The organism is Rhizobium pisi (assembly GCF_003938655.1).
Lineage (GTDB): Bacteria > Pseudomonadota > Alphaproteobacteria > Rhizobiales > Rhizobiaceae > Rhizobium > Rhizobium pisi.
Genome location: NZ_RJJT01000006.1, coordinates 285,780 through 304,461, shown reverse-complemented (window position 1 = coordinate 304,461; position 18,682 = coordinate 285,780). Strand labels below are relative to the sequence as shown.

Genomic DNA, 18,682 nt, shown 5'->3' with positions numbered 1-18,682 from the left:
CGCTGACCGAAGGCGACTGCCTGATCGAGGTCGTCGAACCGGCCGGCTCCGACACCTTCGCCGTCACCAAACTCGGCGGCAAGTCCGTCATCGCCCGCCTGCGCGCCGATGCCGGCATCGCCCCAGGACAAAACACACGCCTCGCCTTCAATCTCGACAAGGCCGTCTTCTTCGATCCCCAAACCCAGGCAAGGATAACGTGAGGGCAAGGTGCTGATATGAGCGGTTCACCGGATATCATCATCATCGGTTCGGGTGTCGGCGGCTCTACGGTCGCCGCCGGCCTCGCCGCGACCGGCGCCCGGATATTGATCATCGAGGCCGGCGATCATATCGCCGATCTTCCGGTCAATCGCGACCAGCGCGCCATCTTCCAGCGTGGCCACTTTCGGCCGAAAGAGACGTGGTACGAGCCGAACGGTAAGGGCTTCAACCCCGGCAACTATTACAATGTCGGAGGGAATTCGAAGTTCTACGGCGCCGTGTTGTCGCGATACCGCAGGCAAGACTTCGACATCATCGAGCATCGGGAAGGCGTGTCGCCGGCATGGCCGTTTCCGTATGAAGAGCTAGAGCCGTGGTACTCAAAAGCGGAACATCTGTACCAGATTCGCGGCAGTCTGGGTGATGATCCGACGGAGCCATACCATTCGGCCACCTACGATTATCCGCCCGTTCCGGATGAGGCGCCGATTGCCGACGTCAGGGCACGCCTCAAGGAGAGGGGCCTGCATCCGTTTTCTCTGCCACTTGGCCTGGATCTCGACGCATGGCTCTCCAAGGCACGCACACCATGGGATGCGCATCCGAATGCGCGGGACGGCAAGATGGATTCGGAGACCGCAGCGCTGGCGGTGGCGCTGAAGCACGAGAACGTGCGGCTCGAAACCAATGCGCGCGTGACCAGGCTCGACACGGGAGCCGGCAGCCGGATCGACCGGGTGACCTACGTCAAGAACGGCCAGACGGTGACCGTTTCGCCGAAGATCGTGATCCTCTCAGCCGGCGCAGTCCAGTCGTCCGTGCTTTTGCTGCGCTCGAAAAACGACCGCTTCCCAAAGGGGCTGGCGAACTCTTCCGACCAGGTGGGGCGTAACTTCATGAACCATAATGCGTCCGCCGTCATCGGCGTCTCGCCGAAGTTCAGGAACACTTCCGTCTACCAGAAGACGTTTGCCTTCAACGACTTCTATCTCTCGGACGGGGAGGGAGGACCGCCTCTCGGCAACGTCCAGCTTCTGGGGCGAATCTCCGAAAAGGTCCTCAAGGGCTCGCTGCCGCAGGCACCGGAATGGTTGCTGCGCTTCATCACCGGCCATGCCATCGACTTCTATGCAATGAGCGAGGACGTGCCCAATCCCGAAAGCCGGGTCATGGTGGACGGAGATCGGATCATTCTTCAGTGGCAGCGAACCAATTGGGATGCGCATCTGGCCCTTGTCGCCAAGCTGAAGGTGATCCTGAAGTCGATCGGATTTCCGATCGTGCTGTCGAGGCCCTTCGACAAGCGCACGCCTTCCCATCAATGCGGAACGATCCGCATCGGAAACGACCCGGCGACGGCGCCGCTGAACACCTACTGCCGGTCCTACGATCACGAAAATCTCTTCGTCGTCGACGCCGGTTTCCTGCCGACATCGGCTGCGGTCAATCCTGCGCTCACCATCGCCGCCCAGGCACTGAGAGTGGCAGATCACATTGCGTCGAAGGATTTTGCAGGCGTGACACAGGGGCTGGCGGTCGCCAGGCCGGATGCAACAGGACAGTAAAATGGGATTCGATTACATCATCACGGGCGCCGGTCCTGCAGGATGCGTGCTTGCAAGCCGGCTGAGCGAAGATCCCGATGTCAAGGTACTCCTCCTCGAAGCGGGCGGAGGCGATTGGAATCCTCTTTTCCACATGCCGGCCGGCTTTGCCAAGATGACCAAAGGTGTGGCGAGCTGGGGGTGGGAAACCGTTCCCCAGAAGCACATGAAGGGCAGGGTGCTTCGCTATACGCAGGCAAAGGTGATAGGCGGCGGTTCGTCGATCAACGCTCAGCTCTATACGCGCGGAAACGCGGCGGATTATGACCTCTGGGCCCGTGAAGACGGCTGCGAGGGCTGGGACTACCGTTCGATCCTTCCCTATTTCAAACGTGCGGAGGACAATCAGCGCTTCGCCGACGACTACCACGCCTATGGCGGTCCGGTGGGTGTCTCGATGCCGGCTGCGCCGCTGCCGATCTGCGACGCCTACATCCGCGCCGGGCAGGAACTCGGCATTCCCTACAATCACGATTTCAACGGTCGCCAGCAGGCGGGAGTCGGGTTTTACCAGCTGACCCAGCGCAATCGCCGCCGGTCGTCGGCTTCGCTTGCCTATCTCTCGCCGATCAAGGACCGGAAGAACCTGACAGTGCGCACCGGCGCCCGCGTCACGCGCATCCTCGTGGAAGGAACGCGCGCCGTCGGCGTCGAGATCGCGACGTCAACCGGCCTGGAGATCGTACGCGCCGAACGCGAAGTACTGGTTTCCTCCGGCGCGATCGGATCGCCGAAGCTTCTTCTGCAATCCGGCATAGGGCCGGCCGATCATCTGAAGTCGGTGGGCGTCAAGGTGCTCCACGACCTGCCTGGTGTCGGCGGCAACCTTCAGGATCACCTGGATCTTTTCGTCATCGCCGAATGCACGGGCGATCACACCTATGATGGCATCGCAAAACTTCACCGCACGCTTTGGGCCGGGATCCAATATGTCCTGTTCCGCACTGGCCCGGTCGCATCGTCGCTCTTCGAGACCGGCGGCTTCTGGTACGCCGATCCGGATGCGCGCTCTCCAGATATCCAGTTCCACCTCGGCCTCGGGTCCGGCATCGAAGCGGGCGTCGAGCGGCTCAAGAACGCTGGCGTGACCCTGAACTCCGCCTATCTGCATCCGCGCTCGCGGGGGACGGTCCGCCTGTCATCGTCCGACCCGGCTGCCGCTCCATTGATCGACCCCAACTACTGGTCCGACCCCCATGACAGGAAGATGTCCCTGGAGGGGCTCAAGATCGCGCGCGAGATCATGCAGCAGGCGGCGCTGAAGCCCTTCGTCCTGGCCGAAAGGCTTCCCGGCCCGAAGGTCATGACCGATGAGCAGCTTTTCGACTACGGCTGCGCCAACGCAAAGACCGACCATCATCCCGTCGGCACCTGCAAGATGGGAACGGGTCCGGGCGCGGTTGTCGGGCTCGATCTCAGGGTTCACGGCCTGGACGGCCTCAGGGTCTGCGATTCCTCGGTCATGCCGCGTGTGCCGTCATGCAATACCAACGCTCCGACGATCATGGTCGGCGAAAAGGGATCGGATCTCATTCGGGGCCTGCCTCCGCTTGCTCCCACCATCTTCGCCTACGAACGCAACGATAAGAGGCCTCGGGCCCGTGCCGAAATCCGGTAAGCCCTGTGGAGAGGAGCGACGACGATGTCTGAAGTCAGAGTTGCGGTGCTTGGCGCCTCGGGCTGGATGGGAAAGGTCCACACGATGGCCTACCAGACCTTTCCGCATTTCTTCGGCGTATCGGACGGAACAGCCCGGATCGTCGCTCTCGTCGAAGGCCACTCGAAGGCAGCCGAGGATATTTCCCACAGGGCGCCGGGCGCAAGGATTCTTCAGGATTGGAAACTGGCGGTCGCTGATCCCGATGTCGATCTGATCGATATCTGCCTGCCGGATCATCTTCATTACGAGGTGGCAAAGGCGGCCTTGCTGGCGGGCAAGCATGTCTATTGCGAGAAGCCGTTGGCAAACACCGCCGGTGAAGCGCGGGAACTGGCCGACATTGCTAGGGAGAAGGGCGTCATAACCCGCGTCGGACATGCTTTTCCCCGAAATCCCGTTCATGATCTGGCGAAGGACATCATTCAATCCGGCGAAATCGGCGAGATCAAACTGTTCCGCGGCTGCCAGCATGTCGACATGTATGGCGATCCGAACGCGCCCTTCATGTGGCGTGCCGATGGAAAGCTTGCGCCGACCGGGATCGTCGGTGATACCGGTTCGCACATCTTCAGCTTCATGGATTTCCTGGTTGGCCGGGTCAGTTCCCTGATCGCCGACAATCTGATCGTGACGTCGCGCCGGCCCGTCGTCGAGGGCCTTGCCTATGGCGAACAGGTGAAATTGTCAGGCAACGAGTCCTGGGCCGATATCACCAACCCTGATGCAACCAACCTGCTGTGCCGGTTTGCGAACGGTGCCGGCGGGATCGTCGATTTCAGCCGCGTCGCAACCGGCCGCAAGTTCATGCAGACCTACGAGGTCTATGGAACGAAGGGCAGCATTGCCTATAACTATGACGAGATAAACCGGCTGCGCTTCTACTCCAACGACGACCGGACGGGGCGGCGAGGTTTCCGGGAAATCGACGTCGGTCCGGAGAATCCGACGTTTCGAGCTTTCCTGCCTCTGCCGAATTTCGGCATAGGCTACAATGAAAGCAAGATCATCGAGGTGGCCGAGGTCATCCGCTCGATCGTTGCAAACAAACCGATGTGGCCGACATTCGATACGGGCCACCACATATGTCAGATCGTCGACGCTTGCATGGAATCCGCCCGGCAGAAACGCTGGGTCGACATCCCGCTCAATTGATTGTGACGAGGCGATGACCATAGACGTTCCGCAGGAAATTCTTGATGCGCTGACCGACGTCGACATGCCCAGGCTTCCGCCGGAGACCGCCCCGTCGGGAGCGGTCCGGCTTGCCGGCATCGAGGTGCCGGTTTATCGAGCCGGCTGCGTCGTCGTCGGATCGGGTGCGGCGGGCCTGCGTGCGGCAGTGGAAATGAAGCGGCGCGGTGATGACGTCGTCATCGTCAGCCAGAGCGCATGGGGCGGAACCTCTGCCTGTTCGGGATCGGACAAACAGACCCTTCACACCGCAAACACGGCCGACCAGGGCGACAATTACAAGGCGATGGCCCGCGCCATCTGCAGCGGCGGCGCCATGGACGAGGATACGGCTTACGTCGAGGCGGTGGGCTCGTCCCGCATGATGGCATCGCTTCAGTTCTTAGGCCTGCCGCTGCCTCAGAATCCCTTTGGTGGAACACTGCGATATCAGACCGACCATGACGAGGTCGGTCGCGCCACCAGCTGTGGCCCGCGCACCTCGCGCCTGATGGTCAAGGTGCTGGCCGAAGAGGCGATCCGGCTCAAAGTGCCGTTCTACAACCAGACCACGGCGGTCAAGATCCTCACCGAGGGCGACCGAGCGGACCGCCACGTCGTCGGAATACTTGTCATGCGCGCCGGCGATCGCACGGAGGAGAACCCGCTGGGCATCGCGTTGTTTGTCAGTGGAGTGATCGTGCTCGCGGCCGGTGGGCCGGGCGAGCTCTATCGCGACAGCGTCTATCCCAACGGCTGCTTCGGCTCCCTCGGATTGGCGCTCGAGGCTGGCGTCGAGCTCGTGAACCTGACCGAAAGCCAGTTCGGCATCGGAACACGCCGAGAAGGATTCCCCTGGAATCTGTCGGGCACCTATGTTCAGGCGATCCCGCATATCTATTCGCTCGACGCCGAAGGCGCGGAATATCACTTCCTGGCGGAATATTACCGCAGCACACAGGAACTGGCGTCGAACGTCTTCCGCAAGGGCTACCAGTGGCCGTTTCACGCAACACGTATGCTCGATTTCGGCTCAAGCCTGGTGGATCTCGCCATCTATCGCGAAACCGCCGCAGGGCGGCGCGTCTTCATGGACTTCAATCGCAATCCGCTGCCTGTTTCCGGTGACCTGCCGTTCAGCTTGGAGAGATTGGACGATGACGTCCGCCTTTATCTCGGTAATGCCGACGCTGGCCAGCAGATGCCGATCGATCGGTTGAAGCACATGAACCCGCTCGCGATCGAACTCTACCGCCGCTACAAGATCGATATTGCCGAGCAGCCGCTGGAATTCGCAGTCAACAACCAGCACATGAACGGCGGCATCATGGTCGACACCTGGGGTCGCAGCAATCTCAGGGGCTGTTACGCGGTCGGCGAGGCGGCAGGTACACACGGCGTGACCAGACCGGGCGGAGCGGCACTGAACACCGGCCAGGTCTTCGGCACACGGGCGGCCGAACATATCAGCGCGAGCAGCAAGGCGAAGCAGGCCGCTGGAGAGGATATAACCGCGACCGCCAGCGCAGGAATCATCGCCCTTCTCGGCGCTCTCCACACCGAAAGCCCTCTCGCCGTCAAATCGATCCGCTCGGAAATACAGGCGCGTATGAGCGATAGAGCCGGGATCATTTGCGATGAGGAGGGTGTCAGTAGCGCTTTGATCGAAGCGCGCAAGCTGAATGCTGAAATTCGCAACAAGGGCGTCGCCTACGGGCGCGCGGCGGAAGCGGTTCGCGGCGTGCAATGGCGGCACATGGCGCTTGCGTCGGAAGCTGTGCTCGCCGCGCTTGACTTCTTCATCCGCAATGGGGGCGGCAGCCGCGGCGCGCGGGCGATATGCGATGCGCAAGGCGAATCCCTTCCGCTGGCGCACTCAGGTCCGTTGCAGGAATATCGCTTCCGGAAGGAGCGCCAAGCGCATCGGGAGGAGCAGATCGTCGTCTGGCTCGATGGGGATGAGATTAGGCTTTCCACGCGTCGGAACCGCATGTTCGATGAAGGCGCCAAGTCCTTCTTCGAGCGGGACTGGCCGGCGTGGCTGACAGGCGGCATCTACGATCTGGAGGCCGATGAATGAGGCGAGGCCGGTGATCGCAATGGCTTCGAGAAGTATTGTCATCGCCGGGCCTAGGCGGATCCCGTCTTTCCACCGGCGTCGTCGATAGCTGGCCGCATATCGAGTTCGATCATTACGGGCGCATGGTCGCTAGTATGCTCCCAGCCGCGCGGTTTTCTTCGGACGCTCGCCGATCGAAGCCACGGTGCAACGGCCGGGCTGAGCAGGAGGTGGTCTATCCGAAGCCCGGCGTCACGTTCGAAACTGTTCCGCCAGTACTTCCAGAAGGTGTAGATGCGCTCTCCCGGATGCAGATGCCTGATGGCGTCCGTCCAGCCCTGGGCGACGAGATCGGCATAGGCTTTGCGGACTTCCGGCCTGAAGAGTGCGTCGTCCAGCCAGCGCTCCGGCCTGTACACGTCGATCTCGGTCGGCATGACGTTGAAATCGCCGGCCAGGATCGACGGCACGTCGAGCTCGAGGAGGTCGGCGGCATAGTCGAGCAGACGACGAAACCAGCGAAGCTTGTACTCGAACTTGCCGCTCGGGAAGGGATTGCCGTTCGGAAGATAGAGGCATCCGATCAGGATGCCGTCGACGACGGCTTCGATATATCGGCTGTGGTTGTCGTCGGGATCGCCGGGAAGACCGCGCCGCGTCAGGATCGGCGTTTTGCCCTTCGCGAGGACCGCAACCCCGTTCCAGGATCTCTGTCCATGCCAGACGGCGCCGTAGCCGGCTCGTTCGATCTCCTTTCGCGGAAACCCGGCGTCGTCGGCCTTGAGTTCCTGGAGGCAGGCCACATCAGGTGCATCGTCCCTCAGCCAGCGCAGCAGGATATCCAGCCGTCCGTTGATCCCGTTGACGTTGTAGGTCGCGATTTTCATGAGCCCCCCGAAATTGAGGCAATGCCGAATATGCTCCAGAAACGTTCCCGGGTTTCCTCATATATCGTGTTGCCGTGGCTGGCTCCTCAACGCGTTGCGCCGAAGACGAAGGCGATGCCCGCGACGATCGCTGCGGCTGTCAGCGGCTGCCGGCGGATTCGATCCTCGAGATCGCGGACGAAGCTGCGTGCTTCTGCTTTTGCCAGGCGGGCCGTTCCGGAAGCCAGCTCCGAAGCGGATTCGGCTATCTGACTGACTTCTTTCTGAAGCGCCCGCATTTCTTCGCGATCGACATTGAACCCCTTGGAGGAGCGGGCGGTTTGGCCGGTCGAGCGCAGGGCTTGATCCACCAGAGGAGGCTCTTCGTCGAGCTTGGTGGGGTCGGGTTCCCGTTTTACACGCGCTGCCGCCTCGGTATCGGTGCGGCCGGCAGGAATCGAGGTGTGCGTGGCCGACACCGGGTCGGATGCCGGGAAGGTGTCCTCGATGCCTTTATCGAGGTCGCCTTTTCGGGATTGCTTGCGCTGCTCTGCCTGCTCCTTGCGCATGGATTGGACTGCGGGGGATTCGTTAGGGTTTGCCATCGGGGTTTCCTCCATTGCACTTCGACAATCAACAAAGCGACGACGGGGGAAGAAGTTCCGTAAGAATGCGTTCCCGTCTTTTTGCGGCATAATTGTCGATGGGGAGAGCAAACGGCTCCCTGCGCAACGCCGGCAAATCACAACGCACAGACTTTTCCCGGTTTTAGGCCTGGAAATCATTCAGGCCGGACCAAAGTCCTGCTTGTTTTGGTACCTAGTCCCGTTGCATTCGTTCTTCCGAACAGCGACAAATACTCAAGTATTATTCTGTAAATGCGCGGGGGCGCCGAAGAATGGACGAACAAGGCTAGGCGATGAGCATCTCGAAACGCGATTTTCTGAGATTGGGTGGCGGCGCAGCCTTTGCCCTCATAACTGTCGCCTCTCCAGTGACCTTGAATCTCGGCGGCTCCCTTCCTCTTCCGGCGATGAAACGCGCCTGGGCAAAAGACGGCAATAATGGAAACGGCAACGGTGGGGGGAACGGCAATGGGAGTAGTGGCAACGGTGGCGGGAACGGCAATAGCGGCAATGGCGGCGGGAATGGTAACGGCGGCGGTAGCGGAGGCGGAAACGGGGGAGGGAATGGCAATAGCGGCGGCAATGGGGGAGGCAGCGGAAACGGCGGCGGGAATTCCGGAAATAGCGCCGGCGGGAACTCCACCAACGGTTCGGGATCCTCTTCCTCGGCGACAGGCTCGTCACAAGGCTCGGGAACGAAAGCGACCGAAGCTTCCGATGGCTCGATCGATGTCCGTCACGCGAACGGCATCACTGAAACCCTGCGAGGCGGCCGCTATATCATGAAGGACGGGAAAGGCCGGACGATTATAAGCCGGCAAGGGACCGCCAGCGATGCCCGCCGGCTGAGCCGCTTCTTTCGTTAGAGCAACTCTAACAAATGCGCGGTGCTCTTGCCTCCGATGCTAGCGCCGTTCGCGCCATTGCAGAGCCGCCTCGGTTCTGTTCGAGGCACCGAGCTTGCTCAGAATCTGTGTCATATGGTGCTTGACGGTCTTTTCCTGCAGGCCGAGACGCAAGCCGATATGCTTGTTCGACAAGCCTTGGGCGACAAGATCCATCACCTCGCGTTCCCGGGGCGTCAGGCCGTTTTTCTCCGACGTTCCGCCCTGCAACGAATTCTCCATGACCTTTGCCGACATGGTCGGCGAGATATATCGCGATCCGTTCAGAATGGTCCGGATCGCTTCGGCAAGGCCGCGCGAACCCACACCTTTGAGAACATAGCCCATCGCTCCCCGCTGCAAGGCCCCAAGCAACGTGTCCACCTCCTCTGATACGGTCAACATGAGGACCTTTGTCGACGGGCTCACGGTCAGGACCTGACCGATTGCGATTAGTCCGCCGCCGGGCATGGAGACATCAAGGAGCATGACATCGGGGCGGCTGTTGGAAGCGATCATGGCTGCGTCATCGCTGCTGGCGCCTTCGCCGACGACGACGAAGTTGCTGATCTCCGACAAGCTGCGAGTTACGCCTTCCCGAAAAAGCGGGTGGTCGTCCACGACGCCGATGGTGATTGCTGTCATCTCTCATCTCCCACTTCCATAGGCTCGAAGATCATGGTCACGGTCGTTCCTCCTTCGCCTGTTTTGATCTCGAAGGATCCTCCAAGGCTGTCGATGCGTTCCCGAAGTCCGACCAGGCCAAGGCTCGACGGTCTCACTTCCCTTGGATCGAAGCCGTCGCCGCGGTCGCTGACCTCGACGCGGACATGACCGTTGTGCGAGACGGCTTTGACGGCTTGCTGGACGCCGCCGCCGTGGCGATAAGCGTTGTTCAAGGCCTCCTGAACGAAGCGATAAATGCAGATCTTCACGGCAGGAGCAAGCTCTGGTCCGTCCTCGTCGACAACAGTTTCGACGCGGGTTTCGGTCTTGTGCTGATGTGCTTCGACGACACGCGTCACAATCTCGGTGATTGAGGACTTCTCGATCTGCGGCAGCACCAGCCCGCCGCAGATGTTGCGGATCTCCGTCATGGCCTCGGCAAGGCTGGAGCGTATCCAGGAAAGCTCCTTTTCGCGCGCTTCGGGCTCTGTGGCAGCGTTGACCAGCAGGTCGCTGTCCAGCCGCAACGATGCATATGCGATGTGCTGGGCCGGGCCGTCGTGCAGATCGGCGCCGATGCCGCGCAGGTATGTTTCGTTCAGCGCTGCCGCCCGCTGGGAGGCAAGCTGCAGCCGCCGCTGGAGCCTGCGGTTTTCCGCCAGCAGCGTGGATAGTTCATTGACTCGTTCCCTGAGGTCTTTGCGCTGCGCCTCGATCGTGCGGCTGCCCCGGAACACCAGGGCGGAGAGAACAAGGAAAAAGATTGCAGTGAGAGCGGCGACGGCGCCCCAGCTCCGGAGCCTGGCATGCGCTAGGCTGTCGCTGAGCCCTTGTGCTGTCTCGTAGAATTCGAGTACGGCGACCGCCTGTCCTGACCACGGCTGGAGGACGGGGTTGTAGATTTCCATGAGTGGCTTGCCGAGCGCACGCTCCTCACTGCTTTCCGGATCGCTGGCGACCTCGTAACGCGCGACGAGAGACCCGGCGAATGCCCGTTGGAGCTTGTCGGTCACCGGAAACTTCTTGCCCACCAGCGCCTTCTCGTTCGAATAGAGGATAGTGCCGTCGTTCCGCCAAAGCTTGAACGAAACAAGGCGCTGGCCGAGCGCGCCCTGACCGAGCGTCTCGTCCAGAGCTTGGGCGCTGCCCTCGTCCAACAAGGATTCCGTTTGCATGTCAGGAAGCAGCGGCGCGACCACGCTGTCCACGTACAGCGCCGTCGCCGCACCGGAGTTGTGGATGACGGCGTCCTGTATGAGGTGAGTTACGAGCAGCCCCACCAAGAACATGGCGGCGATCGATATGAGCCCACCTGCGATGAAGAACTGGGAGGCGAGCGAGCGGGCATTCCAGCGGCGAAGCCAAATCATTTTGATACCGGCAAGAAACTTCCCGATTAACCTATCGCGTCTTCTGCGTTTTTCCAAACGGCGTCACGGCAGATCCCTGGTATCGAAGATTTCGGCGCCCCTTATGCTCTCGGTCAACGGGAGGCCATCGCCGGACATGGCTGCGCCGAACATGTAGAGAAGGCCGGCGAGAACGATCACGAGGGCGACGACGGACGCGTTCCAGGCGTCATCGACTTTGGATCTATTGCTCTGGGTCATCTTCGGATCTCCTTGGGTCGCTTTCGAAACGGAGCCGATCGATGACCTGTTCCACTTCATGGACTTCGGTCGGAAGCCGCCGGGACCAAGGTCCGATCCCCGTGGGCATCAGCAGATTCAGTCATGCTTCAGGATCGACGGACCAGGGTTCGGAGAATTGCGAGTGACGGTTTCTGCGGATATCGAAAACGGCGCCGGCGCCGCATCGGATGATTCTCCGGCGCCGTTCGAGGAGGATATTGCCGATTTTTACGAGACCCTTCTCGTGCCCGCCACCGTGCGCTCGCCTGCCAATCGCACGATTCCGACAATCGTCATACTTTTTTATAATCATTCTTAATTCGAACGTGGTTGACTTGCCTGAAAGTTCGAGGGCCAGCATTCCATGCCGACAATATTCCGCATTCTGACAGCAGTATTGATCCTGCTGTCGTCCGCCACGCTTGCGGCTGCCGACGACTGGCGCGTCGTCAAAGCGACAGATCAAACGAAATATACCGTCGACAGAACAAACTGGCTGGATCTGCACGCAGGAGACGTGGTCCCTAATCGGGCATGGGTTTCGACTGGTCCGCGTGGGCGAGCTCAGCTTGCCAGAGGCGTCGAGAGCATCACCTTTCAGCCGAACACGCTCGCCTCCATCACCGGCTACGGAGGATTCCTCGCGCCGCAGACGCAGATCGTCGAACAGGTCGGCTCGTTGGATCTTGAAATCGAGAAGCGAAGCCGGCCTCATACGACAGTGCAGACCCCCTATCTCGCGGCCGTCGTGAAAGGAACGATCTTCCACGTGACGGTCGGGAAGGCAAAGGCATCCGTTTCCGTCGATCGCGGTCTGGTGCAGGTCACTTCTTTCGCAAGCGGCCAGCTGTCTAACGTTGGGCCGAGCCAGAGCGCGACTGTCGACAGCAAGGCGGGCATGACCGTGAAAGGCGAAATATCCAAGCCCGAGATCACGTCGGTAGCACCGTCGGTCGCCAGGGTTCCGGCCGTCGGCACCACGAAACTCGCGGGCGCAGTCGAAGCGTCAGAGGCTAAGAACCAGTCTTCGGCTGCGGGCAAGGACACCAGCTCCAGCGCGAGCGACGACGGCAATAGCGGGAACGGCAAGGGCAGCGGAAGCAGCAGCCACAGCGGTGACAACAACAGCGGAAACGGCAATGGCAACGGCAATTCCGGCGGCAACAGCGGGAATGAGGGCAATCATAGCGGCGGCAACGGTAACGGCAACTCCGGCGGCAACGGCAACGGCAACAGCGGGAATGATAACAATCATAGCGGCGGCAATGGTAACGGCAACTCCGGTGGAAACGGCAACGGCAATTCCGGAGGAAATGGCAACGGCGACCACGGGAATGACCACGATCACAGCGGCGGCAACGGTAACGGTAATTCCGGCGGAAACGGCAAAGGCAAGGACAAGTGAAAGGCATGGCTAAGGCGGCCGGAGACTATCTCTCCGGTGGCATCAGCACCATCACGGTTCGTATTTTGCTTATTGCCGCGATGCTGGCGCTGCCCTTGGCCGGCACCGGCTTCATCCAGGGATTGAACAACAGCCTTTTCGCCAAGCGGTTCGAATGGGCGCCTCGCAAGGCCACCGGTAACATCGTCTTCGTCGCAATCGACAAGCGTTCCCTTGATTCCGTCGGAACATGGCCCTGGCCGCGGAGCATTTATGCGGCCTTGCTGGACAAGTTGATCGCGTCGGGCGCCAGGGACATCTTCCTCGACGTCGATTTCAGCGCATCCTCCAGCAAGCAGGAGGACGATCGTCTTGCAGCGGCGTTGGAGAGAGCCGGGGGAGGCGTTCTTCTGCCGGTATTCCGGCAGCAGCAGAGGGCGTCATCGTCTGAGACGGCGGTGACAAGACCGATCCCGCAGTTCCTTCAGAATGCCTGGCCGGCATTCGCCAACGTCGCGATGGATGCGGACGGGATCGTCCGTCGTTTCGATCTGGGAAACCAGTTTGACGAAAACCCGACCCAATCCGCGGCAGCCGCTCTCGGCAGGACCGGTCGCACTGCCGGTTCCTTGCCGGTCGATTACTCGATAAGGCCGGACTCCGTGCCGACGTTCTCTCTATCCGACGTGCTTGACGGCACCGTGCCGGCCGATGCAATCAGAGACCGTTCGGTGGTGGTCGGAGCATCGGCGGCCGAGCTCAAGGACATTTTCGCCGTTCCTGTATACGGAGCGATTGCAGGTCCGCTCATCCACGTCCTCGCCGCGGAGACGCTGCTCCAGAACCGCTTCCTCGGAACGTTCGATCAGGCGCCGCTCGAACTCTTGTTTGCAGTGATACTGATCATCGGAGTGGTCCGCGGCCGTTCGGCCGGACTGGTCACGATATTGGCGATCGGACTGACCATCGTCCTCGTCGGTGAGATTGGCGCATTTCTGCTGCAGTGGCAGTACGGCCTGCTTGTCGGGACCGCAGTACCATGGTCGATGCTGATGCTCGCCTGGATGCTGGCCCTCAACGAGCGCATCGACCTCGGTCGGATGCTTGTGGCTGTAGCCAATACGGAGGCTCGAAACACCAGGCGTCTCATGCGGCGGATCATTGCCGACAGCTCGGACGGTGTCGTCGCATTCGACAGCGATCTCAAGATCGTCGAGGCGAGCGAATCCGCGAGGTCCGTATTGCGAGCCGGCATCGGCGCTTCCCTGCTCGGTGGCGCCCACACCGCCGTCATCGATATCGTGCGCAGGCTGGTTTCAGAACACGATGCCGAACCGGGCAAGATACATACGGGCCTCGTCGATTTCCCCGATAATAGCGGTTCGCAGGCCGCACATTACGAGGCGTCCGTTACGATTTCTCCAGTCGAGCAGACCAGTGCACACCCGACTGCGGCACGCTCGCGGTTTGCCGGCTGCCTGATCATACGCGATGTCACCGCGCGACATGAGTATGAAGAGCGGTTGAAGAGACTATCTGAGCTCGACGAACTCACCGGATTGCTCAACCGTCGGGAGTTTGCATCTCGACTGGCCGCCCTCCATAGCGATGTCCTCGTTTGCGTGCTGGATGTCGAACGCTTTTCATCGCTTTGCGCCACTCTCGGGCGCGACGTGGGGGACGAACTTCTGAAAGCCGTGACGGCCAGGCTGCGCAACGCATTCGGCGGCGATCTCCTGGCGAGGCTGGACGGCGGCCATTTCGGTGTCGCGACCTCCGCAATCGATGAACGCCCGATCGAGGATATTGCAGATAGTCTCCTGGGGCTGTTCAAGGAACCCGTGCCGATCCGCGGCGCGGCTGTTCCGATCTCGGTCCGCCTCGGAATAGCCCGCTCGGGCGAAGCGGATCCCGGCGCTCTCGCGAACGCTGCGGAATCGGCGCTGGATGCTGCGAGGGCCACGCCGGGCCTGAGGTGGTCCTCTTTCGATCCGTCTACGGCCGTTCGCCAGGCTCGGTCGCGCCGGCTGGAGCAGGACATGCACGACGCGCTCCAAAACCGGCAGTTCTTCCTGCTGTACCAGCCGCAGATCGAACTCGCGGATGGGCGGCTTGTCGGCGCGGAGGCTTTGATCCGATGGAACCATCCCGAGTTCGGATTGATATCCCCGGCCGAGTTTATCCCGATCGCCGAATCTTCCGGCCTGATTTGCGATATCGGCCGCTGGACGCTGTTTGAAGCTTGCACCGAGGCGGCCGCCTGGCCTGCCGAACTCAGCGTCGCCGTCAACGTCTCGGCACTTCAGTTCGAGCGGTCCGACATTGAAGCTGACGTGAGGGAGGCGTTGTCCTCGAGTGGGCTTCCTTCTTCACGATTATGCCTCGAGCTGACGGAATCCACGTTCCTCGACCAAGGCGGACCGTCGATCGCGAAGATAGGCGCGCTTCGCGAAACAGGAGTGGTCATCGCCTTGGACGACTTCGGCACCGGCTACTCGTCAATGAGCTATCTCGCCGACCTTCCTCTCGACAAGCTCAAGATCGACCAGTCCTTTGTCAGGCGAATGAATGGCAATGCCAACGCATTCGAGATCGTGCGGGCAATCATTTCACTGGCGCATGGCTTGAATCTTCAGGTTGTCGCTGAGGGTATCGAAAACGAACCGGAAGCCGAAGCGCTGCATCGGCTCGGATGCGAGATGGGGCAGGGCTATCTCTTTGGCAGACCGGATGATCCTGTTCGCATGCTTTCCAAGTGGAGCGTCCAAAAGCCTTTATCCGCCGAGGCATGAAGGCAGCTCGCCAAGTGCCTGCCAAGCAGGCTGTCACTTTGAAATTTGCACGTAGGAAGGTTGCTCCATCGCACGAATGACGTGCTGTTCGATCTCGAAACAGGTCTCGTCATATTCCCGCACCAGCTTCGCATTGACGGGTTGTCCTCGAACAAGGTCGCGGGCCTCGACAGCCATCTGGTAGGCCTCGAAGAGCTCGAGCAGCCACGGGTCGCGCGATTCCATGATCAGCTTCCGCATCTGCGGCAGACGCATCGCAAGGCGCCTGCGTCCGGCCTCCCGGCGGTTGGATCGTACCATTTCCATCAGTCTCCTGCCTTGCCCGTAACTAGAGGGCCTCTCGATCTGCAATTAGCGCCGGCAACGGACATTGAAATGGGATTTAGGACCAAGGACCGGGCCCCATCGGACTGAGGTCCGGGTCCGGGAACGACCTAGCATTCAGGTCGTTGGGTTTGCAGCGGTCACGAAGGCCGCGTCAAACAGAAGGAGGAGAAAATGCTCTCCAAACTTATCGTAGGTGCGGCAACTGCCGCGACCCTCATGTCGGGCGTGGCGTTCGCCCAGTCCTCGACCGTCAACGGTGCGGCCGGCGGTGCGATCACCGGAGCGATCGTAGGTGGCCCGGTTGGTGCGGCTGTCGGTGGCGTGGCCGGCGCGGTCGTCGGTACCGCAATCGATCCACCGCCGCAGAAGGTCGTTACCTATGTCCGCGAGGCCCCGGCACCGTCGGCGCGCGTGGTCGTGAAGGAAAAGATTGTCGTCGGCCAGCCCTTGCCGGAAACGGTCGTCGTCACACCTGTTCCGGATAGCCCGAAATATGCTTACGCGGTGGTCAACGATGAACGTATCATCGTCGAACCCTCGTCACGCAAGGTGATCCAGGTCATCAAGTGACCTGATCCTTTACGCGGCCCCTGCCGCGTTACTCTCCGGAAATCATTAGAACTTGAGAACCGCCGCACGACGGACGGCAACGTTGTCGTGCGGCCAAAAAAACAGAGAGATCATTATGAAGACCAAGATACTCGCCGTCCTGATGACGGCACTTTCCATCGGCGTTTCGCCGGCCGGTATCATGTCCGCCTCCGCGCAGGATGCGCCGATCCTCCCCAAGAAGGGTGCGGCCCAAAGCGGCCAGTCCGGCGGCGCGACCCAGCAGCCGGATGCGGGCGGTGCCTCTTCCGGTTCGATGGGTGGCCAGGCCACGCAGCCGCCTTCCGGTGCTGAGGGAAGCTCGTCGGGCACGTCCTCCGGCACCACCACCGACGGCTCTTCCGGTCAGACCGAAACCCAGCCCAAGGCCAAGACGCAGTCCGGAAGCACGACCGGCTCCGCAACTGGAGGCACGGACGCCTCCGGTGTAAATACGGGCAGCTCGAAGACTTCTGGACAGTCTTCGACGGAAAGCCAGAAGCCGGCCGGCAGCAAGGATACCGGCACATCGGCCGGCTCCGGTGAGACTCAGAAGTCCGGTGACGCCGCAAAGTCTTCCAGCGGTTCAACCGGGACCCAGTCGAACAGCAAGACGAACGTCGAGAACAACACGAAGACCGAGACGACCAACACGACCAACGTGAACATCTCAGTCGAGCAGCAGACGGAAATCCGCAACGTTGTGAAGGAAGTTCATGTCGAGCCGGTTGATGAGGTGGACTTCACGGTCTCGGTCGGCACGACCATTCCGAAGAAGGTCCGGCTCGAGCCGTTGCCGCCACAGATCGTCAAGATCGTGCCACAGTACAAGGCTTATCGTTTCTTCATCCTCGCGGACGGCCGGATCGTCATCGTCGATCCTTCTGCGTTCACGATCGTCTACATCATCTCAGCATAGAGCGTCGCGCCAGCGCTCCCCGGCGGCGCCTCCGCCGTCGGGACAGGGGAGAAGATCATGATCTATTCCGAAGAGAAATCCGGTGGTCTGGCAGTGCCGTTGATCGCCATCCTGCTGGCAATCGCCGGCATCCTTGCCGCGCTTGTCGCCACCGGCGGCCGACATGACGGTGCTGCCGGCCGCGTCTGGGTTCCGCAGGCTCAACATCAGGGGGCGGTCAAATGAAAGCCGTTGCCTCAGTCGCCTTCGGCATCGTCAGCTCTGTTGGTGCCTGCATCGCCGCCGCATCCGTCGCGTCTCACGTCGTGGCAGATTCCGAACCCCGTGCTTTGACAGATCTTGCCGCGCGGGATCTGTGGACGACGAAGCCGGTGAAAGTCGACCCTCGGCAGCAGCGCTACGAACGAATTCCGCCCCTCTATTCCAGTTATGTTACCGAAGCGTCGGCCATCACGACGTCAAAGGCGAAGCCGGATTCCGCTACCGCGCCGACCGAACCTCAGACAGCGCAGCCGAAACTTTCCACCGAACATCTTGCCTGGTGCGCGGAACGCTACCGCTCATATGATCCCGCGACCAACAGCTATCGATCCTATAGCGGCGAGACACGCGAATGCTCTTCGCCGTTCCAGCGGAATGTCGTGGAGGCCGACGAGTACCTTGGTACGACATCGAATGGGAGGGCGGCGGCCTGGTGCGCCGCTCGCTACAGGTCGTATCAGCCCGAAGACAACACCTATCAACCATGGGAAGGACCGCGGCGCACCTGCGACGCTCCGAGCGTCCTGGACCTGGTCGCAACGAGGAACTGATCATCGCCGGTGATCGCGAGATGCGGAGAAAAACGCACACTTTCGACGGTCAGACCAAAGTCCATGTTGCAAACGCTGCGGTTGTGATACTCGGTTGTATTAGAAGGTTGGAGATAAGGGGATGGCGACGCTGCTAAGGGAAATCCAGCAGGCGCAGACAAGGCTTCGGCTCTTGAGCAGAGCGGAGCGGGGAGCCCTTATCATTCGCATCCTTCACGAGCTGAAGACGCATCGGCAGGAAGTTCTCGGAAATGTGCCGGCCGACCGCTGTGTCTGGATCGACAGGCTGATCGCCGCCGTTTCCTCGACCATATCCGAAATCGCCGATATGCAGGACGCCGAGTTCAATCGTGTCCTGAACGAATTCGAGAAGCTCATGGCGACGCTCAACGGCATCTCGCCCACGCAAAAATCGCCGAAGACAATTCATTGACGCGGGATCGCCCGGAGTCTCCCGGAAAACCGGCAAAACTTGTTTTCCGCAGCCGTG

The 18,682-nt window shown here is 61.0% G+C and carries 19 protein-coding genes and 1 pseudogene; 14 read left to right on the top strand and 6 right to left on the bottom strand.

Annotation, left to right across the window (positions count from 1 at the left end):
• From EFD55_RS11085 to EFD55_RS11065, 5 genes and pseudogenes are all read left to right on the top strand, one after another.
• A pseudogene (locus tag EFD55_RS11085) lies at positions 1-203 on the top strand (sugar ABC transporter ATP-binding protein); the annotation flags it as partial.
• A gap of 15 nt (positions 204-218) precedes the next feature.
• Entirely contained in the window at positions 219-1,769 is a 1,551-nt protein-coding gene (locus EFD55_RS11080; RefSeq protein WP_125845089.1) for a GMC oxidoreductase, read from the top strand.
• 1 nt (position 1,770) lies between these two features.
• Positions 1,771-3,426, top strand: coding sequence for a GMC family oxidoreductase (locus EFD55_RS11075; protein WP_125845088.1), 1,656 nt, complete (start codon positions 1,771-1,773; stop codon positions 3,424-3,426).
• Between the two features lie 24 nt (positions 3,427-3,450).
• Positions 3,451-4,620: a Gfo/Idh/MocA family protein gene (locus tag EFD55_RS11070; RefSeq protein WP_125845087.1), complete on the top strand. Its 1,170-nt coding sequence runs from the start codon at positions 3,451-3,453 to the stop codon at positions 4,618-4,620.
• A 13-nt stretch (positions 4,621-4,633) separates the two neighbouring features.
• On the top strand, positions 4,634-6,718 hold the full coding sequence (locus EFD55_RS11065) for an FAD-dependent oxidoreductase (RefSeq protein WP_125845086.1): 2,085 nt from the start codon (positions 4,634-4,636) through the stop codon (positions 6,716-6,718).
• A 50-nt stretch (positions 6,719-6,768) separates the two neighbouring features.
• Here the strand turns inward: EFD55_RS11065 and xth are convergent, their stop codons facing one another.
• Both xth and EFD55_RS11055 read right to left on the bottom strand, forming a co-directional pair.
• A complete protein-coding gene (gene xth, locus EFD55_RS11060) occupies positions 6,769-7,584 on the bottom strand; it encodes an exodeoxyribonuclease III (protein WP_125845085.1) in 816 nt (271 codons plus the stop codon).
• Between the two features lie 86 nt (positions 7,585-7,670).
• Positions 7,671-8,168, bottom strand: a complete 498-nt coding sequence (locus EFD55_RS11055) for a hypothetical protein (RefSeq protein ID WP_125845105.1) — start codon at positions 8,166-8,168, stop codon at positions 7,671-7,673.
• A gap of 314 nt (positions 8,169-8,482) precedes the next feature.
• Here EFD55_RS11055 and EFD55_RS11050 point away from each other — a divergent pair, with 314 nt between their 5' ends.
• Positions 8,483-9,055, top strand: a complete 573-nt coding sequence (locus EFD55_RS11050; RefSeq protein WP_125845084.1) for a hypothetical protein — start codon at positions 8,483-8,485, stop codon at positions 9,053-9,055.
• A 39-nt stretch (positions 9,056-9,094) separates the two neighbouring features.
• On the opposite strand, the gene EFD55_RS11045 is transcribed toward EFD55_RS11050, so the two are convergent.
• From EFD55_RS11045 to EFD55_RS33130, 3 genes are all read right to left on the bottom strand, one after another.
• Entirely contained in the window at positions 9,095-9,718 is a 624-nt protein-coding gene (locus EFD55_RS11045; protein WP_125845083.1) for a LuxR C-terminal-related transcriptional regulator, read from the bottom strand.
• Positions 9,715-11,109: a sensor histidine kinase gene (locus EFD55_RS11040; protein ID WP_125845082.1), complete on the bottom strand. Its 1,395-nt coding sequence runs from the start codon at positions 11,107-11,109 to the stop codon at positions 9,715-9,717. Before EFD55_RS11040 ends, EFD55_RS11045 begins: the two co-directional genes overlap by 4 nt.
• A gap of 63 nt (positions 11,110-11,172) precedes the next feature.
• The gene (locus EFD55_RS33130; RefSeq protein ID WP_165504812.1) at positions 11,173-11,349 is read right to left on the bottom strand and encodes a hypothetical protein; all 177 of its coding nucleotides are present in this window, start codon (positions 11,347-11,349) and stop codon (positions 11,173-11,175) included.
• Between the two features lie 163 nt (positions 11,350-11,512).
• On the opposite strand from EFD55_RS33130, the gene EFD55_RS34180 reads away from it, so the two are divergent.
• Genes EFD55_RS34180 through EFD55_RS11030 form a run of 3 tightly spaced genes read left to right on the top strand, consistent with a single transcriptional unit; the run spans position 11,513 to position 15,546 of the window.
• Positions 11,513-11,689 carry a hypothetical protein gene (locus tag EFD55_RS34180; protein ID WP_164737614.1) on the top strand — a complete coding sequence of 59 codons (177 nt, stop codon included), beginning with the start codon at positions 11,513-11,515 and terminating at the stop codon, positions 11,687-11,689.
• A gap of 45 nt (positions 11,690-11,734) precedes the next feature.
• Positions 11,735-12,775, top strand: coding sequence for a FecR family protein (locus EFD55_RS11035; RefSeq protein WP_125845081.1), 1,041 nt, complete (start codon positions 11,735-11,737; stop codon positions 12,773-12,775).
• A gap of 5 nt (positions 12,776-12,780) precedes the next feature.
• Positions 12,781-15,546, top strand: a complete 2,766-nt coding sequence (locus EFD55_RS11030) for an EAL domain-containing protein (protein ID WP_210276131.1) — start codon at positions 12,781-12,783, stop codon at positions 15,544-15,546.
• Between the two features lie 33 nt (positions 15,547-15,579).
• Here the strand turns inward: EFD55_RS11030 and EFD55_RS11025 are convergent, their stop codons facing one another.
• Positions 15,580-15,846 (bottom strand): hypothetical protein, encoded by a 267-nt coding sequence (locus EFD55_RS11025; RefSeq protein ID WP_125845079.1) that lies wholly within the window; start codon positions 15,844-15,846, stop codon positions 15,580-15,582.
• A gap of 198 nt (positions 15,847-16,044) precedes the next feature.
• Here EFD55_RS11025 and EFD55_RS11020 point away from each other — a divergent pair, with 198 nt between their 5' ends.
• The 5 genes from EFD55_RS11020 to EFD55_RS11005 all read left to right on the top strand — a co-directional run bounded on the left by EFD55_RS11020 (position 16,045) and on the right by EFD55_RS11005 (position 18,625).
• Positions 16,045-16,443 (top strand): DUF1236 domain-containing protein, encoded by a 399-nt coding sequence (locus EFD55_RS11020; RefSeq protein ID WP_125845078.1) that lies wholly within the window; start codon positions 16,045-16,047, stop codon positions 16,441-16,443.
• A gap of 115 nt (positions 16,444-16,558) precedes the next feature.
• Positions 16,559-17,380: a DUF1236 domain-containing protein gene (locus EFD55_RS11015; RefSeq protein WP_125845077.1), complete on the top strand. Its 822-nt coding sequence runs from the start codon at positions 16,559-16,561 to the stop codon at positions 17,378-17,380.
• A gap of 57 nt (positions 17,381-17,437) precedes the next feature.
• Complete coding sequence (locus EFD55_RS33120) at positions 17,438-17,605, top strand: hypothetical protein (protein ID WP_165504811.1); 168 nt, start codon at positions 17,438-17,440, stop codon at positions 17,603-17,605.
• On the top strand, positions 17,602-18,192 hold the full coding sequence (locus EFD55_RS11010) for a BA14K family protein (RefSeq protein ID WP_125845076.1): 591 nt from the start codon (positions 17,602-17,604) through the stop codon (positions 18,190-18,192). The genes EFD55_RS33120 and EFD55_RS11010 overlap by 4 nt, the downstream gene beginning before the upstream one ends.
• 121 nt (positions 18,193-18,313) lie before the next feature.
• A complete protein-coding gene (locus EFD55_RS11005) occupies positions 18,314-18,625 on the top strand; it encodes a hypothetical protein (protein ID WP_125845075.1) in 312 nt (103 codons plus the stop codon).
• The last annotated feature ends 57 nt before the right edge of the window (positions 18,626-18,682 follow it).

What these genes read in the sequence shown, in the direction of transcription:
- EFD55_RS11005 (WP_125845075.1), top strand. Translation starts at nt 18,314, where the DNA reads ATGGCGACGCTGCTAAGGGAAATCCAGCAGGCGCAGACAAGGCTTCGG.
- EFD55_RS11080 (WP_125845089.1), top strand. Translation starts at nt 219, where the DNA reads ATGAGCGGTTCACCGGATATCATCATCATCGGTTCGGGTGTCGGCGGC.
- EFD55_RS11025 (WP_125845079.1), bottom strand. Translation starts at nt 15,846, where the DNA reads ATGGTACGATCCAACCGCCGGGAGGCCGGACGCAGGCGCCTTGCGATG.
- EFD55_RS11030 (WP_210276131.1), top strand. Translation starts at nt 12,781, where the DNA reads ATGGCTAAGGCGGCCGGAGACTATCTCTCCGGTGGCATCAGCACCATC.
- EFD55_RS33120 (WP_165504811.1), top strand. Translation starts at nt 17,438, where the DNA reads ATGATCTATTCCGAAGAGAAATCCGGTGGTCTGGCAGTGCCGTTGATC.
- EFD55_RS11075 (WP_125845088.1), top strand. Translation starts at nt 1,771, where the DNA reads ATGGGATTCGATTACATCATCACGGGCGCCGGTCCTGCAGGATGCGTG.
- EFD55_RS11015 (WP_125845077.1), top strand. Translation starts at nt 16,559, where the DNA reads ATGAAGACCAAGATACTCGCCGTCCTGATGACGGCACTTTCCATCGGC.
- EFD55_RS11055 (WP_125845105.1), bottom strand. Translation starts at nt 8,168, where the DNA reads ATGGCAAACCCTAACGAATCCCCCGCAGTCCAATCCATGCGCAAGGAG.
- EFD55_RS11065 (WP_125845086.1), top strand. Translation starts at nt 4,634, where the DNA reads ATGACCATAGACGTTCCGCAGGAAATTCTTGATGCGCTGACCGACGTC.
- EFD55_RS11020 (WP_125845078.1), top strand. Translation starts at nt 16,045, where the DNA reads ATGCTCTCCAAACTTATCGTAGGTGCGGCAACTGCCGCGACCCTCATG.
- EFD55_RS11035 (WP_125845081.1), top strand. Translation starts at nt 11,735, where the DNA reads ATGCCGACAATATTCCGCATTCTGACAGCAGTATTGATCCTGCTGTCG.
- EFD55_RS11010 (WP_125845076.1), top strand. Translation starts at nt 17,602, where the DNA reads ATGAAAGCCGTTGCCTCAGTCGCCTTCGGCATCGTCAGCTCTGTTGGT.
- EFD55_RS33130 (WP_165504812.1), bottom strand. Translation starts at nt 11,349, where the DNA reads ATGACCCAGAGCAATAGATCCAAAGTCGATGACGCCTGGAACGCGTCC.
- xth (WP_125845085.1), bottom strand. Translation starts at nt 7,584, where the DNA reads ATGAAAATCGCGACCTACAACGTCAACGGGATCAACGGACGGCTGGAT.
- EFD55_RS11050 (WP_125845084.1), top strand. Translation starts at nt 8,483, where the DNA reads ATGAGCATCTCGAAACGCGATTTTCTGAGATTGGGTGGCGGCGCAGCC.
- EFD55_RS11045 (WP_125845083.1), bottom strand. Translation starts at nt 9,718, where the DNA reads ATGACAGCAATCACCATCGGCGTCGTGGACGACCACCCGCTTTTTCGG.
- EFD55_RS11070 (WP_125845087.1), top strand. Translation starts at nt 3,451, where the DNA reads ATGTCTGAAGTCAGAGTTGCGGTGCTTGGCGCCTCGGGCTGGATGGGA.
- EFD55_RS11040 (WP_125845082.1), bottom strand. Translation starts at nt 11,109, where the DNA reads ATGATTTGGCTTCGCCGCTGGAATGCCCGCTCGCTCGCCTCCCAGTTC.